15 protein-coding genes are annotated in these 18,591 nt (G+C 72.2%); 8 read left to right on the top strand and 7 right to left on the bottom strand.

The genetic code is table 11. The features are described 5' to 3' along the window. Positions 1 to 77: 77 nt before the first annotated feature. Positions 78 to 2,492 carry an HAD-IC family P-type ATPase gene (locus tag NFU81_RS15075; protein ID WP_251489816.1) on the bottom strand — a complete coding sequence of 805 codons (2,415 nt, stop codon included), beginning with the start codon at positions 2,490 to 2,492 and terminating at the stop codon, positions 78 to 80. An 87-nt stretch (positions 2,493 to 2,579) separates the two neighbouring features. Next, positions 2,580 to 2,858 (bottom strand): DUF2530 domain-containing protein, encoded by a 279-nt coding sequence (locus NFU81_RS15080; RefSeq protein WP_251489817.1) that lies wholly within the window; start codon positions 2,856 to 2,858, stop codon positions 2,580 to 2,582. Positions 2,859 to 3,038: 180 nt separating this feature from the next. On the opposite strand from NFU81_RS15080, the gene NFU81_RS15085 reads away from it, so the two are divergent. Then, positions 3,039 to 4,493, top strand: a complete 1,455-nt coding sequence (locus NFU81_RS15085; RefSeq protein ID WP_251489818.1) for an NCS2 family permease — start codon at positions 3,039 to 3,041, stop codon at positions 4,491 to 4,493. Here NFU81_RS15085 and NFU81_RS15090 read toward each other — a convergent pair. Further along, positions 4,463 to 4,693, bottom strand: a complete 231-nt coding sequence (locus NFU81_RS15090) for a ribbon-helix-helix protein, CopG family (protein ID WP_251489819.1) — start codon at positions 4,691 to 4,693, stop codon at positions 4,463 to 4,465. The two genes, NFU81_RS15085 and NFU81_RS15090, sit on opposite strands and share 31 nt — an antisense overlap. 272 nt (positions 4,694 to 4,965) lie before the next feature. On the opposite strand from NFU81_RS15090, the gene NFU81_RS15095 reads away from it, so the two are divergent. From NFU81_RS15095 to thpR, 3 genes are read left to right on the top strand one after another with little or no spacing between them, the layout of a single operon-like run. Beyond that, complete coding sequence (locus NFU81_RS15095; RefSeq protein WP_251489864.1) at positions 4,966 to 5,343, top strand: MarR family winged helix-turn-helix transcriptional regulator; 378 nt, start codon at positions 4,966 to 4,968, stop codon at positions 5,341 to 5,343. A gap of 40 nt (positions 5,344 to 5,383) precedes the next feature. Beyond that, positions 5,384 to 6,865, top strand: a complete 1,482-nt coding sequence (locus tag NFU81_RS15100; RefSeq protein ID WP_422665209.1) for an MFS transporter — start codon at positions 5,384 to 5,386, stop codon at positions 6,863 to 6,865. Next, a complete protein-coding gene (gene thpR, locus NFU81_RS15105) occupies positions 6,862 to 7,473 on the top strand; it encodes an RNA 2',3'-cyclic phosphodiesterase (RefSeq protein WP_251489820.1) in 612 nt (203 codons plus the stop codon). The genes NFU81_RS15100 and thpR overlap by 4 nt, the downstream gene beginning before the upstream one ends. A 112-nt stretch (positions 7,474 to 7,585) precedes the next feature. Here thpR and NFU81_RS15110 read toward each other — a convergent pair whose 3' ends face one another. Then, positions 7,586 to 8,581 (bottom strand): aldo/keto reductase, encoded by a 996-nt coding sequence (locus tag NFU81_RS15110; RefSeq protein ID WP_251489821.1) that lies wholly within the window; start codon positions 8,579 to 8,581, stop codon positions 7,586 to 7,588. A gap of 46 nt (positions 8,582 to 8,627) precedes the next feature. Beyond that, positions 8,628 to 9,308 (bottom strand): GDSL-type esterase/lipase family protein, encoded by a 681-nt coding sequence (locus NFU81_RS15115; protein ID WP_251489822.1) that lies wholly within the window; start codon positions 9,306 to 9,308, stop codon positions 8,628 to 8,630. Between the two features lie 47 nt (positions 9,309 to 9,355). Between NFU81_RS15115 and NFU81_RS15120 the strand changes: the two genes are divergently transcribed. Continuing rightward, a complete protein-coding gene (locus NFU81_RS15120; RefSeq protein WP_251489823.1) occupies positions 9,356 to 10,405 on the top strand; it encodes a hypothetical protein in 1,050 nt (349 codons plus the stop codon). Positions 10,406 to 10,441: 36 nt separating this feature from the next. Here the strand turns inward: NFU81_RS15120 and serC are convergent, their stop codons facing one another. After that, on the bottom strand, positions 10,442 to 11,560 hold the full coding sequence (gene serC / locus NFU81_RS15125) for a phosphoserine transaminase (protein WP_251489824.1): 1,119 nt from the start codon (positions 11,558 to 11,560) through the stop codon (positions 10,442 to 10,444). A 132-nt stretch (positions 11,561 to 11,692) separates the two neighbouring features. On the opposite strand from serC, the gene NFU81_RS15130 reads away from it, so the two are divergent. Next, positions 11,693 to 14,605, top strand: coding sequence for an FAD-binding and (Fe-S)-binding domain-containing protein (locus NFU81_RS15130; RefSeq protein WP_251489826.1), 2,913 nt, complete (start codon positions 11,693 to 11,695; stop codon positions 14,603 to 14,605). Between the two features lie 93 nt (positions 14,606 to 14,698). On the opposite strand, the gene NFU81_RS15135 is transcribed toward NFU81_RS15130, so the two are convergent. Then, positions 14,699 to 15,799 (bottom strand): citrate synthase 2, encoded by a 1,101-nt coding sequence (locus NFU81_RS15135; protein ID WP_251489827.1) that lies wholly within the window; start codon positions 15,797 to 15,799, stop codon positions 14,699 to 14,701. Between the two features lie 256 nt (positions 15,800 to 16,055). On the opposite strand from NFU81_RS15135, the gene pdxH reads away from it, so the two are divergent. Further along, positions 16,056 to 16,691 (top strand): pyridoxamine 5'-phosphate oxidase, encoded by a 636-nt coding sequence (gene pdxH, locus NFU81_RS15140; protein ID WP_251489866.1) that lies wholly within the window; start codon positions 16,056 to 16,058, stop codon positions 16,689 to 16,691. A gap of 344 nt (positions 16,692 to 17,035) precedes the next feature. Continuing rightward, complete coding sequence (locus tag NFU81_RS15145; protein ID WP_422665210.1) at positions 17,036 to 18,469, top strand: PAS domain-containing protein; 1,434 nt, start codon at positions 17,036 to 17,038, stop codon at positions 18,467 to 18,469. Positions 18,470 to 18,591: the final 122 nt, after the last annotated feature.

An 18,591-nucleotide genomic window follows, 5' to 3' on the forward strand; every position in this document is an offset into this window, starting at 1 on the left:
CACATGGCCACGCTCGACGTAACGTTGCCGAGTCCGACGTAACTTGCCGCGCCTGACGTACATTGCCGAGCGGCCTCCTATGCCGCGGCGTTCTCCCGGTGCCGCACCCACGCCCAGGAGACCTCAAGCGCCACCGCCCCCACCGCCGCGATCCCGACCGCCGACCAGGGCACCTCGTCGCCCACCAGCTTCAGCGCGAAGAACCGCTGCAACCACGGTGTGACCAGCACGATCACGAACGCCAGGCCCATGGCGAGCACCAGCCCGACACGCCACCACGTGTAGGGGCGGGCCACGATCGCCAGCACCCACATCTCCATCAGGAACAGCGTCAGCGTCGCCGCACTCGTCTCCGCGTCCAGCGCGCCCGCCCCCGTGTAGATGTGCCGCGCCATCAGGTACGTCGCGAAGGCCGCGGCCCCGCAGATGAGCCCGGCGGGCGTGGCGTACCGCATGACGCGGCGGACGAAGTGCGGCCGCGCCCGCTCCTTGTTGGGCGCCAGCGCCAGGAAGAAGGCCGGCACCCCGATGGTCAGCGTGGACAGCAGTGTCAGATGCCGCGGCAGGAACGGATACGGCACCTGCCAGCACACCACGAGGACCGCGAGCAGCACCGAGTAGACGGTCTTGGTGAGGAAGAGCGTCGCGACCCGGGTGATGTTGCCGATCACCCGGCGGCCCTCGGCCACCACCGAGGGCAGCGTGGCGAAGCTGTTGTCCAGCAGCACGATCTGCGCGACCGCCCGGGTCGCCTCGGAGCCCGAGCCCATCGACACGCCGATGTCGGCGTCCTTGAGCGCCAGCACGTCGTTGACGCCGTCGCCGGTCATCGCCACGTTGTGCCCGCGGGACTGCAGGGCGCCCACCATGTCGCGCTTCTGCTGCGGGGTGACCCGGCCGAAGACCGCACCCCGCTCCAGCACCGCGGCCATCGCGTCCCGCTCGGGCGGCAGCTGCCGCGCGTCGACCGGCTCGTCCGCGCCCGGCAGCCCGAGCTTGCCCGCGACCGCGCCGACCGACACGGCGTTGTCGCCCGAGATGACCTTGGCGTCCACCTGCTGCTCGGCGAAGTAGCGCAGGGTGTCGGAGGCGTCGGGCCGCAGCCGCTGTTCGAGCACCACCAGCGCGAACGGCGCCACGGAGGCCGCGACCTGCGGGTCGTCCAGCGGGCGCCCGGCGCGGGCCAGCAGCAGCACCCGCAGCCCCTCGTCGTTGAGCCGGTCGACGTCGCCGAGCGTGCCGTGCCCGGTCGGCAGCAGGACGTCGGGCGCCCCCAGGAGCCACGTGCTGTCCGTGCCGTCCGGCTCGGTGAAGGCCGCGCCGCTGTACTTGCGGGTCGAGCTGAACGGCAGCGTCCCGGCGCCGCGCCAGCCGGCCGCACCGGCCGGCGGGTAGGCGTCGATGACGGCCTGCAGGCTGGCGTTGGGGCGCGGGTCGGAGCCGCCGAACGCCGCCAGCGCGCGGGCCACGTACGCCTCGTCGCCGCCGTCCAGGACGTGCAGCGCGGTGACGTCCATGCCGCCCTCGGTGAGGGTGCCGGTCTTGTCGAGGCAGACGACGTCGACCCGGGCCAGGCCCTCGATCGCGGGCAGCTCCTGCACCAGGCACTGCTTGCGGCCGAGCCTGACGACCCCGATCGCGAAGGCCACCGAGGTCAGCAGCACCAGCCCCTCGGGCACCATCGGCACGATGCCGCCGACCGTACGGCGCACCGCCTCGCGGGTGTCGTGGCTCTCCACCGTGAACTGGCTGATGATCAGCCCGACCGCGGTCGGGACCATCATCCAGGTGACGTACTTGAGGATCTGGCTGATGCCGTTGCGCAGCTCGGAGTTGACCAGGGTGAAGCGGGACGCCTCGTCGGCGAGCTGGGCCGCGTAGGCCTCACGGCCGACCTTGGTGGCGGTGAAGGCGCCGCCGCCGGCGACCACGAAGCTGCCGGACATCACCGGGTCGCCCGGGTGCTTGACCACCGGGTCGGCCTCGCCGGTGAGCAGCGACTCGTCGATCTCCAGGCTGTCGGCCTCGCCGACGACGCCGTCGACCACCACCTTGTCGCCCGGCCCCAGCTCGATCAGGTCGCCCAGCACGATCTGCGAGGTGGAGATCTCGGCGGTCACGCCGTCCCTGCGCACCTCGGGCCTGGCCTCGCCGATCACCGCGAGGCTGTCCAGGGTCCGCTTGGCGCGCAGCTCCTGGATGATGCCGATCGCGGTGTTGGCGACGATGACGAAGCCGAAGAGCCCGTCCTGGATCGGCCCAACCACCAGGATGATCAGGAAGAGCACGCCGATGATCGCGTTGAAACGGGTGAAGACGTTGGCCCTGACGATCTCGGCGGTGGAGCGGGACGACCGTACGGGGACGTCGTTGACCTCGCCCGCCTCGATCCGCCGCGCCACCTCTTGCGCGCTGAGCCCGGGGTGCCGTGCGAGCGCCCCTGCCTGCGTCCCCGTGTCCGTGCCGGTGCCCGTCTCCGCGCGTTCCGTCATGGACCGACGGTACGTGGCACGGGCGGCTTCCACCCGTTCTGCGGGCACTCGCACGGCCTACTGCGTGAGCTGGCCGCGCGGTCTGCGTCAGGTGCCCTGGGGGGCCTGTCCCTCGTGGGCCGCGCGGGAGCGGGCGATGGCGTCGCGGCGGGCGCGCACGTACTTCAGGCCGACCAGGCCGAGCACGCCGCCGGCCGCGCAGGTCCAGATGAACCAGGTGTGGCCGTGGTCGGAGTACCAGCCGTAGAAGGGGAGCTGCACGACGAAGAGCGCGAACCAGACGATCGTGCCGACCGTGACGGTCGCGACGTCGTTGGCCTCCAGCGGCTCGGGGGCCTCGCGCAGTGGACTCCGCTGCTTGCTCATGCCGACATCGTAAGCGGCGGATCCGACATGCCCGGCGGAGGCCTGCTACGGCAGGGGTCTACGCGCGGAGATGGTTTTTGACGTATTGGTTATTCATACTGAAACCGGTCACCGTTGACTGAAAACATTCGTACGATCGCCCAAGTGCGGGCGAAATCGCGTCCCCCCATGAGGATTCACATGCCCACCTCGGCCCCCGCTCCGGTCGACATGGGTCGGTCGTCAGGCCGCCCGCCCACCAATCCGCTGGACCGCTACTTCCGGATCTCCGAGCGCGGCTCCTCGATCCCGCGGGAGATCCGCGGCGGCCTGGCCACCTTCTTCGCGATGGCGTACATCATCGTGCTGAACCCGATCATCCTGGGCTCGGCGGTCGACAAGTTCGGCCACCACCTCAACGGCGGCCAGCTGGTCACCGCGACCGTCATCACCGCGGCCTTCACCACGCTGCTGATGGGCGTCATCGGCAACGTCCCGATCGCGCTGGCCGCCGGTCTCGGCGTCAACACCGTGGTCGCGCTCCAGCTCGCCCCGAGGATGAGCTGGCCCGACGCGATGGGCATGGTGGTGCTGGCCGGTTTCGCGATCATGGTCATGGTCGCCACCGGGCTGCGCGAGCGGGTGATGAGCGCGGTGCCGCTGGGCCTGCGCAAGGGCATCGCGATCGGCATCGGCCTGTTCATCCTGCTGATCGGCCTGGTGGACTCCGGCTTCGTCTCCCGCATCCCGGACGCCGCCCACACCACCGTGCCGCTGCAGCTCGGCACCGGCGGTCACCTGACCGGCTGGCCGGTGCTGATCTTCATTCTCGGCACCCTGCTCACCCTGTCGCTGATCATCCGCAAGGTCTCCGGCGCCATCCTGATCTCCATCGTCGCCATGACCGTGTTCGCGGTGATCGTGGACGCGGTCGCCGACATCCCGGCCACGGGCTGGGGCCTGACGGTGCCCAAGTGGCCGGGCAACCCGGTCGCGACCCCGGACTTCGGCCTGATCGGCAAGGTCAGCCTCTTCGGCGGCTTCCAGCAGGTCGGCGTCGTGACGGGGCTGCTGTTCGTCTTCACCGTGCTGCTCTCGTGCTTCTTCGACGCGATGGGCACCATCCTCGGCGTCAGCGACGAGGCCGGGCTGCTGGACGCCAAGGGCGACCTGCCGGGCATGAACAAGGTGCTGATGATCGACGGAGTCGCCACCGCGGTCGGCGGCGCCTCCTCGTCGTCGGCGAACACCTGCTTCGTGGAGTCCACCGCCGGCGTCGGCGAGGGCGCCCGTACCGGGCTCGCCAGCGTCGTCACCGGGCTGATGTTCGTCTTCGCGCTGTTCCTCACGCCGCTGGCCACCATGGTCCCGGCGCAGGCCGCCACACCGGCGCTGGTCGCGGTGGGCTTCCTGATCCTGGCCGGGTCGATCCGGGAGATCGACTGGAGCGACTTCACCATCGCCATCCCGGCGTTCCTGACGATGGTGCTCATGCCGTTCACGTACTCGATCACCAACGGCATCGGCATCGGCTTCCTGAGCTTCTGCGTGCTGCGGGTGGTGGCGGGGCGCGGCAAGGAGGTCCCGGTCGCGCTGTACGCGGTCGCGGCCATCTTCGCCTTCTACTACCTGATGCCGGCGCTCGGGCTGCTGTAGGGCGGCGGGGAGGTGCGGTCCTGCTGCCCGTAGAACCGCTCGGTCTCCTCGACCGCGGCCTTGAAACGCTCGTCGAAGTCGTCACGGACCAGTGCCGTGACGACGTAGTCCTGGGCGGTCATCCCGCGTCTGGCGGCATGATCGCGAATCCGGTCCCACAGGTCTGCGTCTATGCGCAGGCTGAGCACTCTCGATGCCATGTGCCCACGGTCGCGGGCGGAGGCGGCAATGTGCGCCGCTTTCGCCCGCGATCTCACCCGTTCGGGTGAGATGTGGGCACGTGGCGGTTTGAACGCGCCTTCGCGGCCGGGGCGGGGGGGTATGCGTGGTGCGGGCGGGGCGGGGGTGCTCCGGCGTGGCCCGGGTGTTGCGTGCAGGGTGTACTTAGGTTAACTAATGAGCTAGGCTAAACACCGTGACCGAACTGTCCGAGGACGACCGTGCCGCAGTCAACGAGCTGCGGGGTGCGGTGATGCGGCTCTCCCGCCGGCTGCGCCACCAGCGCGTCGACGAGACGCTCAGCCCGACCGAGATGTCGGTGCTGGGCACCCTTGCCCGCTGCGGCTCCGCCACACCGGGGGAGCTGGCCCGCAAGGAGCACGTGCAGCCCCCGTCGATGACCCGCATCGTGGCGATGCTGGAGTCCAAGGGGCTGGTGCGCAGGGAGCCGCATCCCGACGACCGGCGCCAGGTCGTGGTGACCCGCACCGAGCAGGCCGCCGCGATGCTCGAAGAGAGCCGCACCAAGCGGAACGCCTGGCTCGCCTCGCTCGCCGAGGGCCTCACCCCTGAGGAACTGGCCGTCATGCGCCAGGCGGCCCCCGTCCTGGAGAAGCTCGCTCACCTGTGACCCGACCGGAAGCACCCGAAGAGGGGGAGGCGAGTACCGATTGAGTTCGGCAGCCGGACCAGACGCCGCAACCGAACCTGACCGTCCCGCGGACACCAGAACGAGCACTTTCAGTGCCCTGAAGATCCGCAACTACCGGCTATTCGCCACCGGCGCCGTGGTGTCCAACACCGGCACCTGGATGTCGCGGATCGCCCAGGACTGGCTGGTGCTCAGCATCACCGGCTCCTCCTTCGCGGTGGGCATCACCACCGCCCTGCAGTTCCTGCCGATGTTGCTCTTCGGCCTCTACGGCGGAGTGATCGCCGACCGCTACCCCAAGCGGCAGATCCTGCTGTGCACCCAGGCCGCGCTCGGCCTGCTCGGGCTGCTGCTGGCCGGGCTCACCCTGGGCGGCGTCGTCCAGGTCTGGCACGTCTACGCGATCGCCTTCCTGCTCGGCATGGTCACCGTCGTCGACAACCCCACCCGGCAGACCTTCGTCGTCGAGATGGTCGGCCCCTCGGTGATGCGCAACGCCGTCTCGCTCAACGCCGCCAACTTCCAGGCCGCCCGGCTCGTCGGACCGGCCGTCGCCGGTGTGCTGATCACCGCGGTGGGCAGCGGCTGGGCCTTCCTGATCAACGGCCTGTCCTTCATCGCCCCGCTCACCGGCCTGCTGCTGATGCGCACCGCCGAGCTGCACACGATCGAGCGGGCACCGCGCGCCAAGGGCCAGCTCCGCGAAGGCCTGCACTACGTCGCAGGCAAGCCCGAGCTGATCTGGCCGATCGTGCTGGTCGGCTTCATCGGCACCTTCGGCTTCAACTTCCCGATCTGGCTGTCCGCCTTCGCCAACAAGGTCTTCGACAGCGGCGCCGGCACCTACGGCCTGCTCAACACCCTGATGGCCGCGGGCTCCCTGCTCGGCGCGCTGCTCGCCGCCCGGCGCAGCCGCACCCGGCTGCGGATGCTGGTGGCCGCCGCCGCGGTCTTCGGCCTGCTGGAAGGCGCCGCGGCCCTCGCGCCGGTCTTCTGGCTCTTCGCGGCCCTGCTGGTGCCGATCGGTATCTTCGGCCTGACCTTCAACACCACGGCGAACGCCACCGTGCAGCTGGCCACCGAGCCGGTCATGCGCGGCCGGGTGATGAGCCTGTACATGATGGTCTTCGTCGGCGGCACCCCCGTCGGCGGACCCGTCATGGGCTGGGTCACCGACACCTACGGCGCCCGGGTCGGCTTCCTGTCCGGCGGCCTGATCTCCGCCGCCGCGGCCGTCTCGGTCGGCCTCGTCCTGGCCAGAGCGGCAGGCCTGCGCCCACGCGTCGACCTGCGGCGCGGCAACGGCAGAGCCCTGGTCTCCTTCGTCCCGCGCAACGCCGCCCCGCAGCCACCGGCCGACGACGCCGACGCGGCCGGGGACGAGGCACCCGCTGCCGACGATGCGGGCAAGGGCCGAGACGAGGACTCCGGCAGGGGCTCGGGCTCCGGTACGGGCTCCGGTACGGGCGGGGCCGCTCCGCAGCTGTCGCCGGCCGTATGAGGCTCTTCGCGGCGCTGCTGCCGCCGCCCGCCGCGGTCGACGCGCTGGCGGCGGCGCTGGAGCCGCTGCGCTCCCTGCCCGGCGCCAGGGACCTGCGCTGGACGGCGCCCGCGGGCTGGCACTACACGCTGGCCTTCCTCGGCGAGGTGCCCGACGACGTACGCCCGGGGCTCGACGAGCGGCTCGCCCGCGCCGCCCACCGCCACGAGCCGTGCGAGCTGCGTACGGCCGGCGGCGGGCGGTTCGGCAACCGGGCGCTGTGGACCGCCGCCGAGGGCGACCTGCGGGAGCTGTCCCGCCTCGCGGACACCGTACGGGCGGCGGCACGCAGGGCCGGGGCGCCCGGTGACGAGCAGCACGGCTTCCGGCCGCACCTGACGCTGGCCCGAGCCTCGAAGAACGCGCCCGTCGACCTGCGCCCCTTCGCCGCCGCCCTCGCCGATTTCCGCGGTACATGGTGGCGGGCGGACACTCTCAGCCTCGTCGCCAGTACATTGCCGCGCTCCGGCGTCCCCGGCGAGCAGCCGGCCTACACCGCGGTGGGCTCCTGGCCGCTGGGCGGTCCCGGTGCCCCGCCCGAGGACGGGGCACCGGGCACGGCCGGTTAACCTCGGAGGGTGGACCCCAAGACCCGTACCCGCGTGATGACCGCCGCCTTCGTCCTGATGCTGGTGGTGGTCGTCGTCGCAGCGGCGGTCCACTGACCCGCCGGGGCACGCGTCACCAGGCGAAGGCCTCCGGGGAGGGACCCGTACCCGGGAAGATCTCCTCCAGGGCCGCCAGCACCTCGGCCGACAGTTCGAGCTCCACCGCCCGCAGCGCGGAGTCCAGCTGGCCCGCGGTGCGCGGCCCGACGATCGGCCCGGTCACCGCCGGCCGCGTGAGCAGCCACGCCAGGCCCACGTCGCCCGGCTCGAGCCCGTGCTTGTCGCACAGGTCCTCGTACGCCTGGATCTTGCCGCGCAGCGCCTCGTCCGCCAGCGCCTCGGAGGCCCGCCCGCCGGCGGAGCGGCCCGCGCCGCCCTCGCACTGCTTGCGCAGCACACCGCCCAGCAGCCCGCCGTTCAGCGGCGACCAGGGGATCACGCCGAGGCCGTACGCCTCCGCCGCCGGGATCACCTCCATCTCGGCCCGCCGCTCCGCCAGGTTGTACAGGCACTGCTCGGAGGTCAGCCCGAGCGAACCGCGGCGCTGTGCCGCCTCGTTGGCCTGCGCAATGTGCCAGCCCGCGAAGTTGCTCGACCCCGCGTAGAGGATCTTGCCCTGGGTGACCAGGACGTCGATGGCCTGCCAGATCTCGTCCCACGGCGTCGAACGGTCCACGTGGTGGAACTGGTACAGGTCGATGTAGTCGGTGCCGAGCCGCTTCAGGCTGCCCTCCACCGCTCGGCGGATGTTCAGCGCCGAGAGCTTGTCGTGGTTCGGCCAGCTGTCGCCGTCCGCGGCCATGTTGCCGTAGACCTTCGTGGCCAGCACGGTCTTGTCGCGGCGGCCGCCGCCCTTGGCGAACCAGCTCCCGACGATCTCCTCGGTGCGGCCCTTGTCCTCACCCCAGCCGTAGACGTTGGCCGTGTCGAAGAAGTTGACCCCGGCGCCGAGCGCCGCGTCCATGATCGCGTGGCTGTCCCCCTCGTCGGTCACCGGACCGAAGTTCATGGTGCCGAGCACCAGACGGCTGACCTTGAGACCCGTGCGTCCGAGCTGTGTGTACTCCATGGCACCAAGCCAAGCCCTTCGAGTGCGCTCGAATCAAGGGGCCGTCTCAGCGCTCGTCGTAGGGCGCCCCGACGCCCCAGGCCTGGTACATGGCGTCGGCGAAGGCCCCGGCCAGCTTGTGCTCGCCCGCCGCGTTGGGGTGGGTGCCGTCGTAGGTGTCGAGCAGGATGTCGTAGCCGTCGGGACGGGAGGCCAGCAGCAGGGGCGAGGCGGGCGTGTCGTGGTCGGCGACCGCCTTGGCCAGCAGCGCGTTCAACTCCGCGCACTGGTCGGCGAAGCCCGGGTCGAGGTCGGCGCGGGTGTTCGGGATGACCGGCAGCAGCACCATCCGCAGCCCGGGCGCCGCGCCGCGGGCCTCGGTGATGAAACGCTCGACGTTGGCCGCGGTCTGCCCGGCGTCGGTGTAGAAGCCGAGGTCGATCAGGCCGAGCGATATCAAGAGCACGTCGGGCCGGTGCTCGCGGACGATGTCGCCGATCACCGGTGCCAGGTGCAGCCAGCCCTCGCCCCAGCCCGCCAGATGGCGCCTGGCCCGCGGCGGGAACGACGGGTCCGCGTAGTCGGCGGAGACCGCGGCGTCCGCGGCCCTGTCGTACAGCCCGTCCCGGGGGCCGACCACGGTGAAGGGCTCACCCAGCCCGCACAGGTGCTGCCACATGCGGTAGCGCCAGGTGTAGTCGCCGGCGGCGCCAACGGTCATCGAGTCGCCGACGAAGAGGTAACGCATGCCGGGCATCATCCCCGACGGGCCGCCGACCAGGGACACTGGGGTGCATGCGCGCGTACATCCCGACGGCCGCCGCCTGTGCCGCCCTCGCCCTGGCCTGGGGCGGCCTCGTGCCCGCCGCCGCGGACTCCGGGCCGTCCACCGCCTTCACGATCACCGACCCCCGCATCACGGAGTCCAGCGGCCTGGCGGCCAGCCGCGTCCACCTGGGGATCTACTGGACGCACAACGACAGCAGCGACGGCCCCTACGTCTACGCGGTCGACTCGGCCACCGGAAAGACCGTCGCCCGGGTGACGATGCGCGGCATCCACCCGCGGGACGTGGAGGCCATCTCGCTCGGCCCCGACGGCGACCTCTACGTCGGCGACATCGGCGACAACCTCGGCGGGGCCTGGTCCGAGGTGTGGATCTACCGCTTCCACGAGCCGGCGAAGCTGCGCGACCAGACCGTGGACGTCACCCGCTACACCGTCCGCTACGACGCAGGCCCGCGCAATGCCGAGGCCCTGATGGTCCAGCCGCAGACCGGCCGGGTCTACATCGCCAGCAAGAACGAGGACGGCGGCGGCCTCTACCGCGGCCCCGCCAAGCTCAGCACCCAGGGCGTCAACGTCTTCCGCCGCATCGCCGATGTCCCGTGGGTGACCGACGGGGCGTTCTCGCCCGACGGCAGCCGCCTGGTGCTGCGCGGCTACTTCTGGGCGGCGGAGTACCGCTGGAGCGGCGGGGCCCCGCACAAGCTCACCGACCTCGACGTCCCCATGCAGCCGCAGGGCGAGGGAGTGACCTTCACGCCGGACGGCAGGACGCTGATGTACGGCAGCGAGGGCAGGAACAGCCAGGTGTGGCGGGCGCCGCTGTCCGGCAGCGAACTGCCCGACAACGTGTCGGCCGCTTCTTCCGGCGCCGAGAAGGGCGCGGGCGGTACCCGGGGCGGCGCGGCGGGCCAGGCAGGCAAGGGCACGGCCGCTCAGGACTCGCCGTCAGGCGGCGGCGGCATCGGCGGTGACAGGACGGTGGGCTTCGGCGTGCTGGCCCTTGTGGGCGTGCTGGGCCTCGGCCTGCGCCGGGCGATGCGCCGCCGCCGGGCCTGAACCCGGCGGCGGCCTCGCCGCGATGGAGTCAGCTGGTCAGAGCTGGCCGATGACGTAGTCGATGCAGGCGGTCAGCGCCTCGACGTCGGACGGCTCGACGGCCGGGAACATCGCCACCCGCAGCTGGTTGCGGCCCAGCTTGCGGTACGGCTCGGTGTCCACGATGCCGTTCGCCCGCAGCACCTTGGCCACGGCCGCGGCGTCGATCCCGTCCTCGAAGTCGATCGTGCCGACGACCTGCGAACGCTGCGAGGGCTCCGCCACGAACGGCGACGCGTACGAGGCCTTCTCCGCCCAGCCGTAGAGCCGCGACGACGAGTCGGCGGTGCGGCCTGCGGCCCAGCTCAGGCCGCCCTGCCCGTTGATCCACTCCAGCTGCTCCTTGAGCAGGAAGAGGGTGGCCAGCGCGGGCGTGTTGTACGTCTGGTTCTTCTGCGAGTTGTCGATCGCTGTGGGCAGGTCGAAGAACGCCGGGATGTGCCGCCCGGACGCCGCGATCGTGGCGGCGCGCTCCAGGGCCGCGGGGGAGAACACGGCGATCCACAGGCCGCCGTCGGCCGCGAAGGACTTCTGCGGCGCGAAGTAGTAGACGTCGGTCTCCGCGATGTCGACCGGCAGGCCGCCCGCGCCCGAGGTGGCGTCCACGACGACCAGGGCGCCCGCGTCCGCGCCCGCGACCCGGCGGATCGGGGCGGCGACACCCGTCGAGGTCTCGTTGTGGGTGAGGGCGTATACGTCCACGCCCGCTTCCGCGACCGGCTCCGGGTGGGTGCCCGGGTCGGACTTGACGACCGTCGGCTCGTCCAGCCACGGGGCCTGCTGCGCCGCCTTCGCGAACTTCGACGAGAACTCACCGAAGGACAGGTGCTGGGACTTGGAACCGATCAGGCCGTGGGTGGCGACGTCCCAGAACGCGGTGGACCCGCCGTTGCCGAGGACCACCTCGTAGCCGTCGGGCAGCGAGAACAGCTGCTTGACGCCGTCACGCACCTGCCCCACCAGGTTCTTCACCGGCGCCTGCCGGTGGGAGGTGCCGAGCAGGGACGTCCCGGTGGCGGCCAGAGCGTCGAGCGCCTGCGTCCGCACCTTGGAGGGGCCCGACCCGAATCGACCGTCGGCGGGCTTGATGTCAGCGGGAATCTGGATATCGGCCACGAGCGCAGCGTAGCCCGTTACGAGGCGGTTTCCGCGGGCGTCCCATCCGGTGAGACGGCCTGTCGGCGCCGCTTTCGACCGGACGGGCGGGACGCCCTGCCGCCCGGCAGCACGTCGGGCAAGGTGAGGGGTATGACGGGTGGCCGGGTCGACGAAGTGGAGCAGTCGCTGCGCGGGGTCGTGCGCGGGGAGGTGGAGTGGGGCGCGGGGGCGCGGGCGGTTATGACGATGGACGCGTCCAACTACCGCAGGGTGCCGCTGGGGGTGGTGGCGCCGTTGGACGCGGCGGACGTGGCGGCGGCGCTCGGGGTGTGCCGGGAGTACGGGGTGCCGGTGACCGCGCGCGGCGGTGGGACGTCGATCGCCGGTCAGGCCACCGGCACCGGCGTCGTCATGGACTTCACCCGGCACATGAACCGGCTGCTGGACATCGACGCGGCGGCGCGGACCGCCCGGGTCCAGCCCGGCCTGGTGCTCGACGACCTGCGGCGGGCCGCCGCCGCACACGGCCTGACCTTCGGCCCCGACCCCTCGACCCACAGCCGCTGCACCCTCGGCGGCATGATCGGCAACAACGCGTGCGGCTCGCATTCCGTGGCCTGGGGCACCACCGCCGACAACGTGCGTGCGCTCGACGTGCTCACCTACCGGGGCGAGGCGGCCGTGCTCGGCGGCCCCGGCGGGAGTTCCGCACTGCCCGGCCGGCTGCGGGACGGGCTCGCCCGGCTGGCGGACGGCAATCTGGCGCTGCTGCGCACCGGCTTCCCGCAACTCCCGCGCCGCATCTCCGGATACGCCCTGGACCGGCTGCTGCCCGAGCACGGCAGGGATGTGGTGCGCGCCTTCACTGGCAGCGAGGGGACGCTGGCCGTGCTGACCGAGGCGACGGTGGCGCTGGTGCCCGCGCCGGGCGCGCGGGCGCTCGCCGTACTCGGCTACGCCGACGAGAGCGCGGCGGCGCAGGCCGCCCACCTGCTGCTGCCCTGGCGGCCGTTGACGGTCGAGGGGATGGCCGCCGACCTGGTGGGTGCGACCGCGGCCGCGGAACTGCCGCGCGGCGGTGCCTGGCTGTTCGTGGAGACCGGCGGCGACTCCGCCGCGGAGGCCCTCTCCCGCGCGCGGGAGATCTGCCGGACGGCCGACGGCGTGACCGGTCACGCCGTCGTCGCCGACCCCGCGCGGCAGCGCGCCCTGTGGCGGGTCCGGGAGGACGCCGCCGGAACCGCCACCCGCATGCCCGACGGCACCGAGGCATGGCCGGGTTGGGAGGATTGCGCCGTTCCGCCCGCCCGGCTGGGCGCCTACCTGCGGGATTTCCGGGCCTTGCTGGCCGACCACGGGCTGCGCGGGGCGCCCTACGGCCACTTCGGCGACGGGTGCGTGCATGTGCGGATCGACTTCGACCTGGTCGATCCGGCCGGCGTCGCGCGCTTCCGCCGCTTCTCCGAGGCCGCCGCGGACCTGGTGGTGTCGCACGGCGGCTCGCTCTCCGGCGAGCACGGCGACGGCCAGGCGCGCGCCGAACTGCTGCCGAAGATGTACGGCCCGGAGGTGATCGCACTCTTTTCAGATTTCAAGGATCTCTGGGACCCCGACGGCGGGATGAACCCGGGAACGCTTGTTCGCCCCGACCTCATTGATAGCAACCTTCGCTTCGCGGCGCTGCCGGCTTCCGCCTCGGGACCCGTCGACGTGGAATTCACTTATCCGGGTGACGGTGGCGATTTCGTTGCCGCCGTCCGGCGCTGCGTCGGAGTGGCCAAATGTCGCACCTCGGCGGCCGTCGGCGGTGGCGGATCCGCTGTCATGTGCCCGTCGTTCCGGGTCACCGGCGAGGAGCAGCACTCCACCCGCGGGCGAGCCAGGCTGCTGCACGAAATGCTGGCCGGCGAGGTCGTCACGGACGGCTGGCGGTCCCGGGAAGTCAAGGAATCACTGGACCTGTGCCTGTCCTGCAAGGGCTGCCGGTCGGACTGCCCGGTGGAAGTGGACATGGCAACCTACAAGGCGGAATTCCTCCACCAGCACTATCGGGGGCGGCTGCGGCCGCGTGCCCACTACTCGATGGGCTGGATTCCGCTGTGGCTGAAAATCGCCGGAAGATTCGCCCGGCCGCTCAATTTCATTGGCAGGGTGCCGTCAACCGCCTGGCTGCTGAAACGTATCGCCGGCATCGCAAAAGAGCGCGACATGCCCGAACTGGCGCCCGAGACATTCACTCGATGGTGGCATGCCGACGACACGAACGAGGGACACCAGGGGGCGGCAGGCGGCTCACCGGACGGCAGCCGCACGGTCGTTCTGTGGCCCGACACCTTCACCGACCACCTCGCGCCGGAGGTCGGCCGGGCCGCGGTGCGGGTGCTGCGGGCGGCCGGACTGCAGGTCGTACTCCCGCCCGCAGCCGTCTGCTGCGGTCTGACCTGGGTGTCCACCGGCCAACTGGACCGCGCGCGGACCGTGATGCGGCGCACCCTCGACCGGCTGGCGCCGGTCCTCGACGCGGGACTGCCGCTGGTCGTGCTCGAACCGAGCTGCGCCGCCGCCCTGCGCGCCGACCTGCCGGAACTGCTCGGCACCGGCGAGGCGCGGGCCGCACGGCTCGCCGCGTCGGTGCGGACCTTCGCCGAGGCGCTGGAGGAGTACGCGCCGGGCTGGGAGCCGCCGCGCCTGGACCGTACGGCGGTCGGGCAGACGCACTGCCACCAGCACGCGGTGCTCGGCGACGCGGCAGACCGCCGGCTGCGCGAACGCGCGGGACTGACCGGAGAGCTGACCGGCGGCTGCTGCGGCCTCGCCGGCAACTTCGGCTTCGAGGCCGGGCACTACGAGGTGTCGGCGGCCTGCGCGCAGGAGGCGCTGCTCCCCGCACTGCGCGCGGCAGACCCCGGGGCCGCTGTGCTGGCCGACGGCTTCTCCTGCCGTACGCAGATCGCCCAGCTCGCCGGCGGCCCGACCGCCCGCCACCTCGCGGAAGTCCTCGCGGAGGCGCTGCCCGAGGCGGCGCCCCCGCGGCCGGCCGGTCCTGCCCGGCCGACCGCGTAGCGCCGCTCCGCGCGCACGGAAATCCGCGGCGAGGTACCGGGCAGATCCGCGCCGCAGCTGCAGCGCGTATCTGCCCGCCGATCTGCCGCCGGGTCAGGACGCGGTGGTCGGGTCGCCCTCGATGTCGTGGAGGCTGCGCGCGCTCGGGCCGATGTAGCGGGCCGAGGGGCGGACCAGGCGGCCGGTGCGCTTCTGCTCCAGGATGTGGGCCGACCAGCCCGCGGTGCGGGCGCAGGTGAACATCGACGTGAACATGTGCGCGGGCACCTCGGCGAAGTCCAGCATGATCGCCGCCCAGAACTCCACGTTCGTGGCCAGGACGCGGTCAGGGCGCCGCTCGTGCAGTTCTGCGAGCGCCGCCTTCTCCAGTGCCTCCGCCACCTCGAAGCGGGGTGCGCCCAGCTCGCGGGCCGTGCGGCGCAGGACGCGGGCGCGCGGGTCCTCCGCGCGGTAGACGCGGTGCCCGAAGCCCATCAGGCGCTCGCCCTTGTCGAGCGCGGCCTTCACGTAGGCCTCCGCGTCACCCGTGCGCTCGATCTCCTCGATCATGCCGAGGACCCGGGACGGGGCGCCGCCGTGCAGCGGTCCCGACATGGCGCCGACCGCGCCGGACAGGGCGGCGGCAACGTCGGCGCCGGTGGAGGCGATGACGCGGGCGGTGAAGGTGGAGGCGTTCATGCCGTGCTCGGCAGCCGACGTCCAGTACGCGTCCACAGCCGCGACATGCCGCGGGTCGGGCTCGCCACGCCAGCGGATCATGAAGCGCTCGGTAATGGACTGCGCCTTGTCGATCTCCCGCTGCGGCACCATGGGCCGCCCCTGCCCGCGCGCGGACTGGGCGACGTACGACAGCGCCATGACCGCGGCGCGGGCGAGGTCGTCGCGGGCCTCCTCGGCGTCGATGTCGAGCAGCGGGCGCAGCCCCCACACCGGGGCGAGCATGGCCAGCGCGGACTGCACGTCGACCCGGATGTCGCCGGAGTGCACGGGGATGGGGAACGGCTCGGCAGGCGGCAGCCCGGGGTCGAACCGCCCGTCGACCAGCAGGCCCCACACATTGCCGAAGCTCACGTGCCCGACCAGTTCCTCGATGTCGACACCCCGGTAGCGCAGCGACCCGCCTTCCCTGTCGGGTTCTGCGATCTCCGTCTCGAAGGCGACGACTCCTTCGAGTCCGGGTACGAAGTCGGACATGCGGCGGCTCCTCTAGCTGGGGTCGATGCTCGCGGCGGTATGGCACTCCGGTCATGCCCCGTCACCGGAGTGCGCACCCTGCTCCATTCGGACCAGTCATTCTCGCGGCATGTGGACATGCCAGAAAGCGTGAGGGACCCGTGAGATGCCGCACACCTCGCAGCCGTCGGCCGGCGTGCCCCTTCGCGGGCACTGCAAGGATGTGCGCGTGCGAGAACCACAGGACCTCAGGCAGGACCGGCCCGACCCGGCCGCCATGCGCAAGCGCTACCGGACCACGGGAATCACCGAGGACGAACTGGCGGCAGAGCCCTACGCCCAGTTCACGCGCTGGTTCGCCGACGCAGTCGCCGCGGCCGAAGGCGGCGTCCTTGCGGAACCCAACGCCATGGTGCTGTCCACCGCGGACGCCGACGGCCTGCCCAGCTCCCGCACGGTCCTGCTCAAGGGCTACGACACGCGGGGGTTCGTCTTCTTCAGCAACTACCGGTCCCGCAAGGGCCGCGCGCTGGCCGCGAACCCGCGGGCCTCGCTGCTCTTCCCGTGGCACGCGATCGCCCGCCAGGTCATCGTCGGCGGGGCCGTCACGCAGGTGTCACCGGAGGAGACCGCCGACTATTTCCGCAGCCGTCCCTACGGCTCGCAGATCGGCGCATGGGCGAGCGAGCAGTCCAGCGTGGTCGCCTCGCGGGCGGCACTGGAGGAGCAGTACGCGGAGCTGGCGGCGCGCTGGCCGGAGGGCACCGCGGTGCCCGTACCCCCGTTCTGGGGCGGCTTCCGGGTGGATGCGGCGAGCGTCGAATTCTGGCAGGGCCGGGAGAACCGGCTGCACGACCGGCTGCGGTACGTCCGCGGGGCGGGCGGCTGGTCGGTGGAGCGGCTGGCGCCGTAGCGGGGCGGACGCGGTATCCGAAAGGCGTGGCGCATTGCCGCGGGTCGGGCGTCCATGAACGCGAACGACCCGCGGGCTGCTCCCCGGAGCCTTGCGGCTCCGAGCACCGGCCGGACAAGTCCGACGAGCCCGCGGGTCGGGTGAACTGCGTGGGATTGGCGCGCATCGCGCACGCCCAGTGCGCGGAGCTAGCCCGCAGTCACCTCACGTGTCCGACTGCAACTCATGCTTCAGACCACCTCCCTTCGTGTGTGCCGCAACAATAAGAACCCGACCTGCGGCAGCACAACCGAATTATGTAAAAGGCGTGTGACGCAGCCCACACGAGGGTTGAATGTTGTGACGTGCAGCCTTTCGATGCGCAACCGAAACCGCTGGGCGACGACAGCGGCAATGACGATTCCGGCGGTTCGGCAGGGGTTCCGGCTCCCGCGGGCGCCGAGGGCCACGAGGGCGACGAGCAGCTGCTTGCGGCGCTGCTCGACGGCATGGAGGCCGGTCTGTGCGCTTTCGACCGCGCAGGGGTGATCACGCACTGGAACGCCGAGGCGGCCAGGATTCTCGGCTGGACCGCGGAGGACGCCGTCGGGCGGCGCGGCTTCGCCGGCTGGGCGGCGCGTTCCTCCGACGTGGCGGAGGCGGAGGAAAGGCTCCTGGGGGCGATGGATTCCCCCGGCCGCCATGTGCACGAGTTCGCCCTGCTGACCAAGGACGGCCGCCGGGTGCTGGTGCGCACCCAGTCCGCGGCGGTGCAGGGCGCGGACGGGCGGCCCGCGGGGGTGTACTGCGCCTTTTCCGAGGTGCATGTGCAGATCGACCTGGAGCGTTCCATCGCGCTCAGCGAGGCGCTGTTCACCGACGCGTCCTGGGGCGTGGTGCTGATAGACGCCGATCTGCGGCCCGCCGTGGTCAACGCGAAGGCCGCCCGGATGCTCCAGACCGGCCGGGACGAGGTGCTGGGGCGCCCGCTGGGCGACCTGCTCACCCAGGGCGTGGAGGAGCTGGAGAACGCGCTGCAGCACGTGCTCGCCGAGGGTGCGCCGCCGGCCACCGCCGACCTGTGGCTGGCGCTGAGCGGCGACCAGGAGCACCAGCGGCGCTGCTGGCGTAGCGGATTCGTCCGGCTCGGCTCACCGCTCGGCGAGGAGCCGGTGCCGCTGGGAGTCGGCTGGCTGTTCCTCGACATCACCCGGCAGAAGGCGACGGAGACCGACGCCGCGCAGGTCAGATTCCGCTACCAGCAGCTCCACCGCGCCGACCGGGCGGCCGCCGAGTGCGGCAGCGCCCTCGACGCGGCCGCGCTGCAGCTGGATTTCGCGCTGGCCGGCTTCGCCGACCACGCGCTGCTCGACCTCGCCGACGACGCCGAGCGCCTGATACGGATCGCGGCCACCCCCACGGGTGAGCCGGGTCCGTGCGAGTTGACGCCGGGTGCGGCGGAGAGCGGCATCCCGGTGGGCTACCCGCCCGCGCATCCGGCGCTGCAGGCGCTGGAGCGGATCGGCACAGTACGGACCAGTTACGGCCCGCAGCCCGCGGGCGGGGACGCGGCCGGTACGCGGGCCGACGCATGGGCCGCGGACAGGCGCTGGCCGCCGGGGACGGTGCACGGGCTGGTCACGGTGCTGCGCAGCCGCGGCCGTACGGTCGGTGCGCTGACCTTCCTGCGCGGCCCGGGGCGCCGGCTCTTCGACCGCGCCGACGCGGCCTACGCCGAGGACGTGGCCGCCCGGGTCGCGATGGCGCTGGATCTGGCAGGGCTCGCGGGGGAGCGCTGACCCGCGGCAATGTGCCACGCCGCCGAGCCACGCCGCCGAGCCGCGGTGACCGAGCCGCGGTGACCGAGCCGCTGTAACCGAGCCGTGGCAATGTGCCGCGGTCAGCAGGAGGCGGCCCGCGC

The sequence above is a fragment of the Actinacidiphila cocklensis genome (genome assembly GCF_907177275.1).
Taxonomy (GTDB): domain Bacteria; phylum Actinomycetota; class Actinomycetes; order Streptomycetales; family Streptomycetaceae; genus Actinacidiphila; species Actinacidiphila cocklensis.

What these genes read in the sequence shown, in the direction of transcription:
- NFU81_RS15075 (WP_251489816.1), bottom strand. Translation starts at nt 2,492, where the DNA reads ATGACGGAACGCGCGGAGACGGGCACCGGCACGGACACGGGGACGCAG.
- NFU81_RS15080 (WP_251489817.1), bottom strand. Translation starts at nt 2,858, where the DNA reads ATGAGCAAGCAGCGGAGTCCACTGCGCGAGGCCCCCGAGCCGCTGGAG.
- NFU81_RS15085 (WP_251489818.1), top strand. Translation starts at nt 3,039, where the DNA reads ATGCCCACCTCGGCCCCCGCTCCGGTCGACATGGGTCGGTCGTCAGGC.
- NFU81_RS15090 (WP_251489819.1), bottom strand. Translation starts at nt 4,693, where the DNA reads ATGGCATCGAGAGTGCTCAGCCTGCGCATAGACGCAGACCTGTGGGAC.
- NFU81_RS15095 (WP_251489864.1), top strand. Translation starts at nt 4,966, where the DNA reads ATGCGGCTCTCCCGCCGGCTGCGCCACCAGCGCGTCGACGAGACGCTC.
- thpR (WP_251489820.1), top strand. Translation starts at nt 6,862, where the DNA reads ATGAGGCTCTTCGCGGCGCTGCTGCCGCCGCCCGCCGCGGTCGACGCG.
- NFU81_RS15110 (WP_251489821.1), bottom strand. Translation starts at nt 8,581, where the DNA reads ATGGAGTACACACAGCTCGGACGCACGGGTCTCAAGGTCAGCCGTCTG.
- NFU81_RS15115 (WP_251489822.1), bottom strand. Translation starts at nt 9,308, where the DNA reads ATGCGTTACCTCTTCGTCGGCGACTCGATGACCGTTGGCGCCGCCGGC.
- NFU81_RS15120 (WP_251489823.1), top strand. Translation starts at nt 9,356, where the DNA reads ATGCGCGCGTACATCCCGACGGCCGCCGCCTGTGCCGCCCTCGCCCTG.
- NFU81_RS15130 (WP_251489826.1), top strand. Translation starts at nt 11,693, where the DNA reads ATGACGGGTGGCCGGGTCGACGAAGTGGAGCAGTCGCTGCGCGGGGTC.
- NFU81_RS15135 (WP_251489827.1), bottom strand. Translation starts at nt 15,799, where the DNA reads ATGTCCGACTTCGTACCCGGACTCGAAGGAGTCGTCGCCTTCGAGACG.
- pdxH (WP_251489866.1), top strand. Translation starts at nt 16,056, where the DNA reads ATGCGCAAGCGCTACCGGACCACGGGAATCACCGAGGACGAACTGGCG.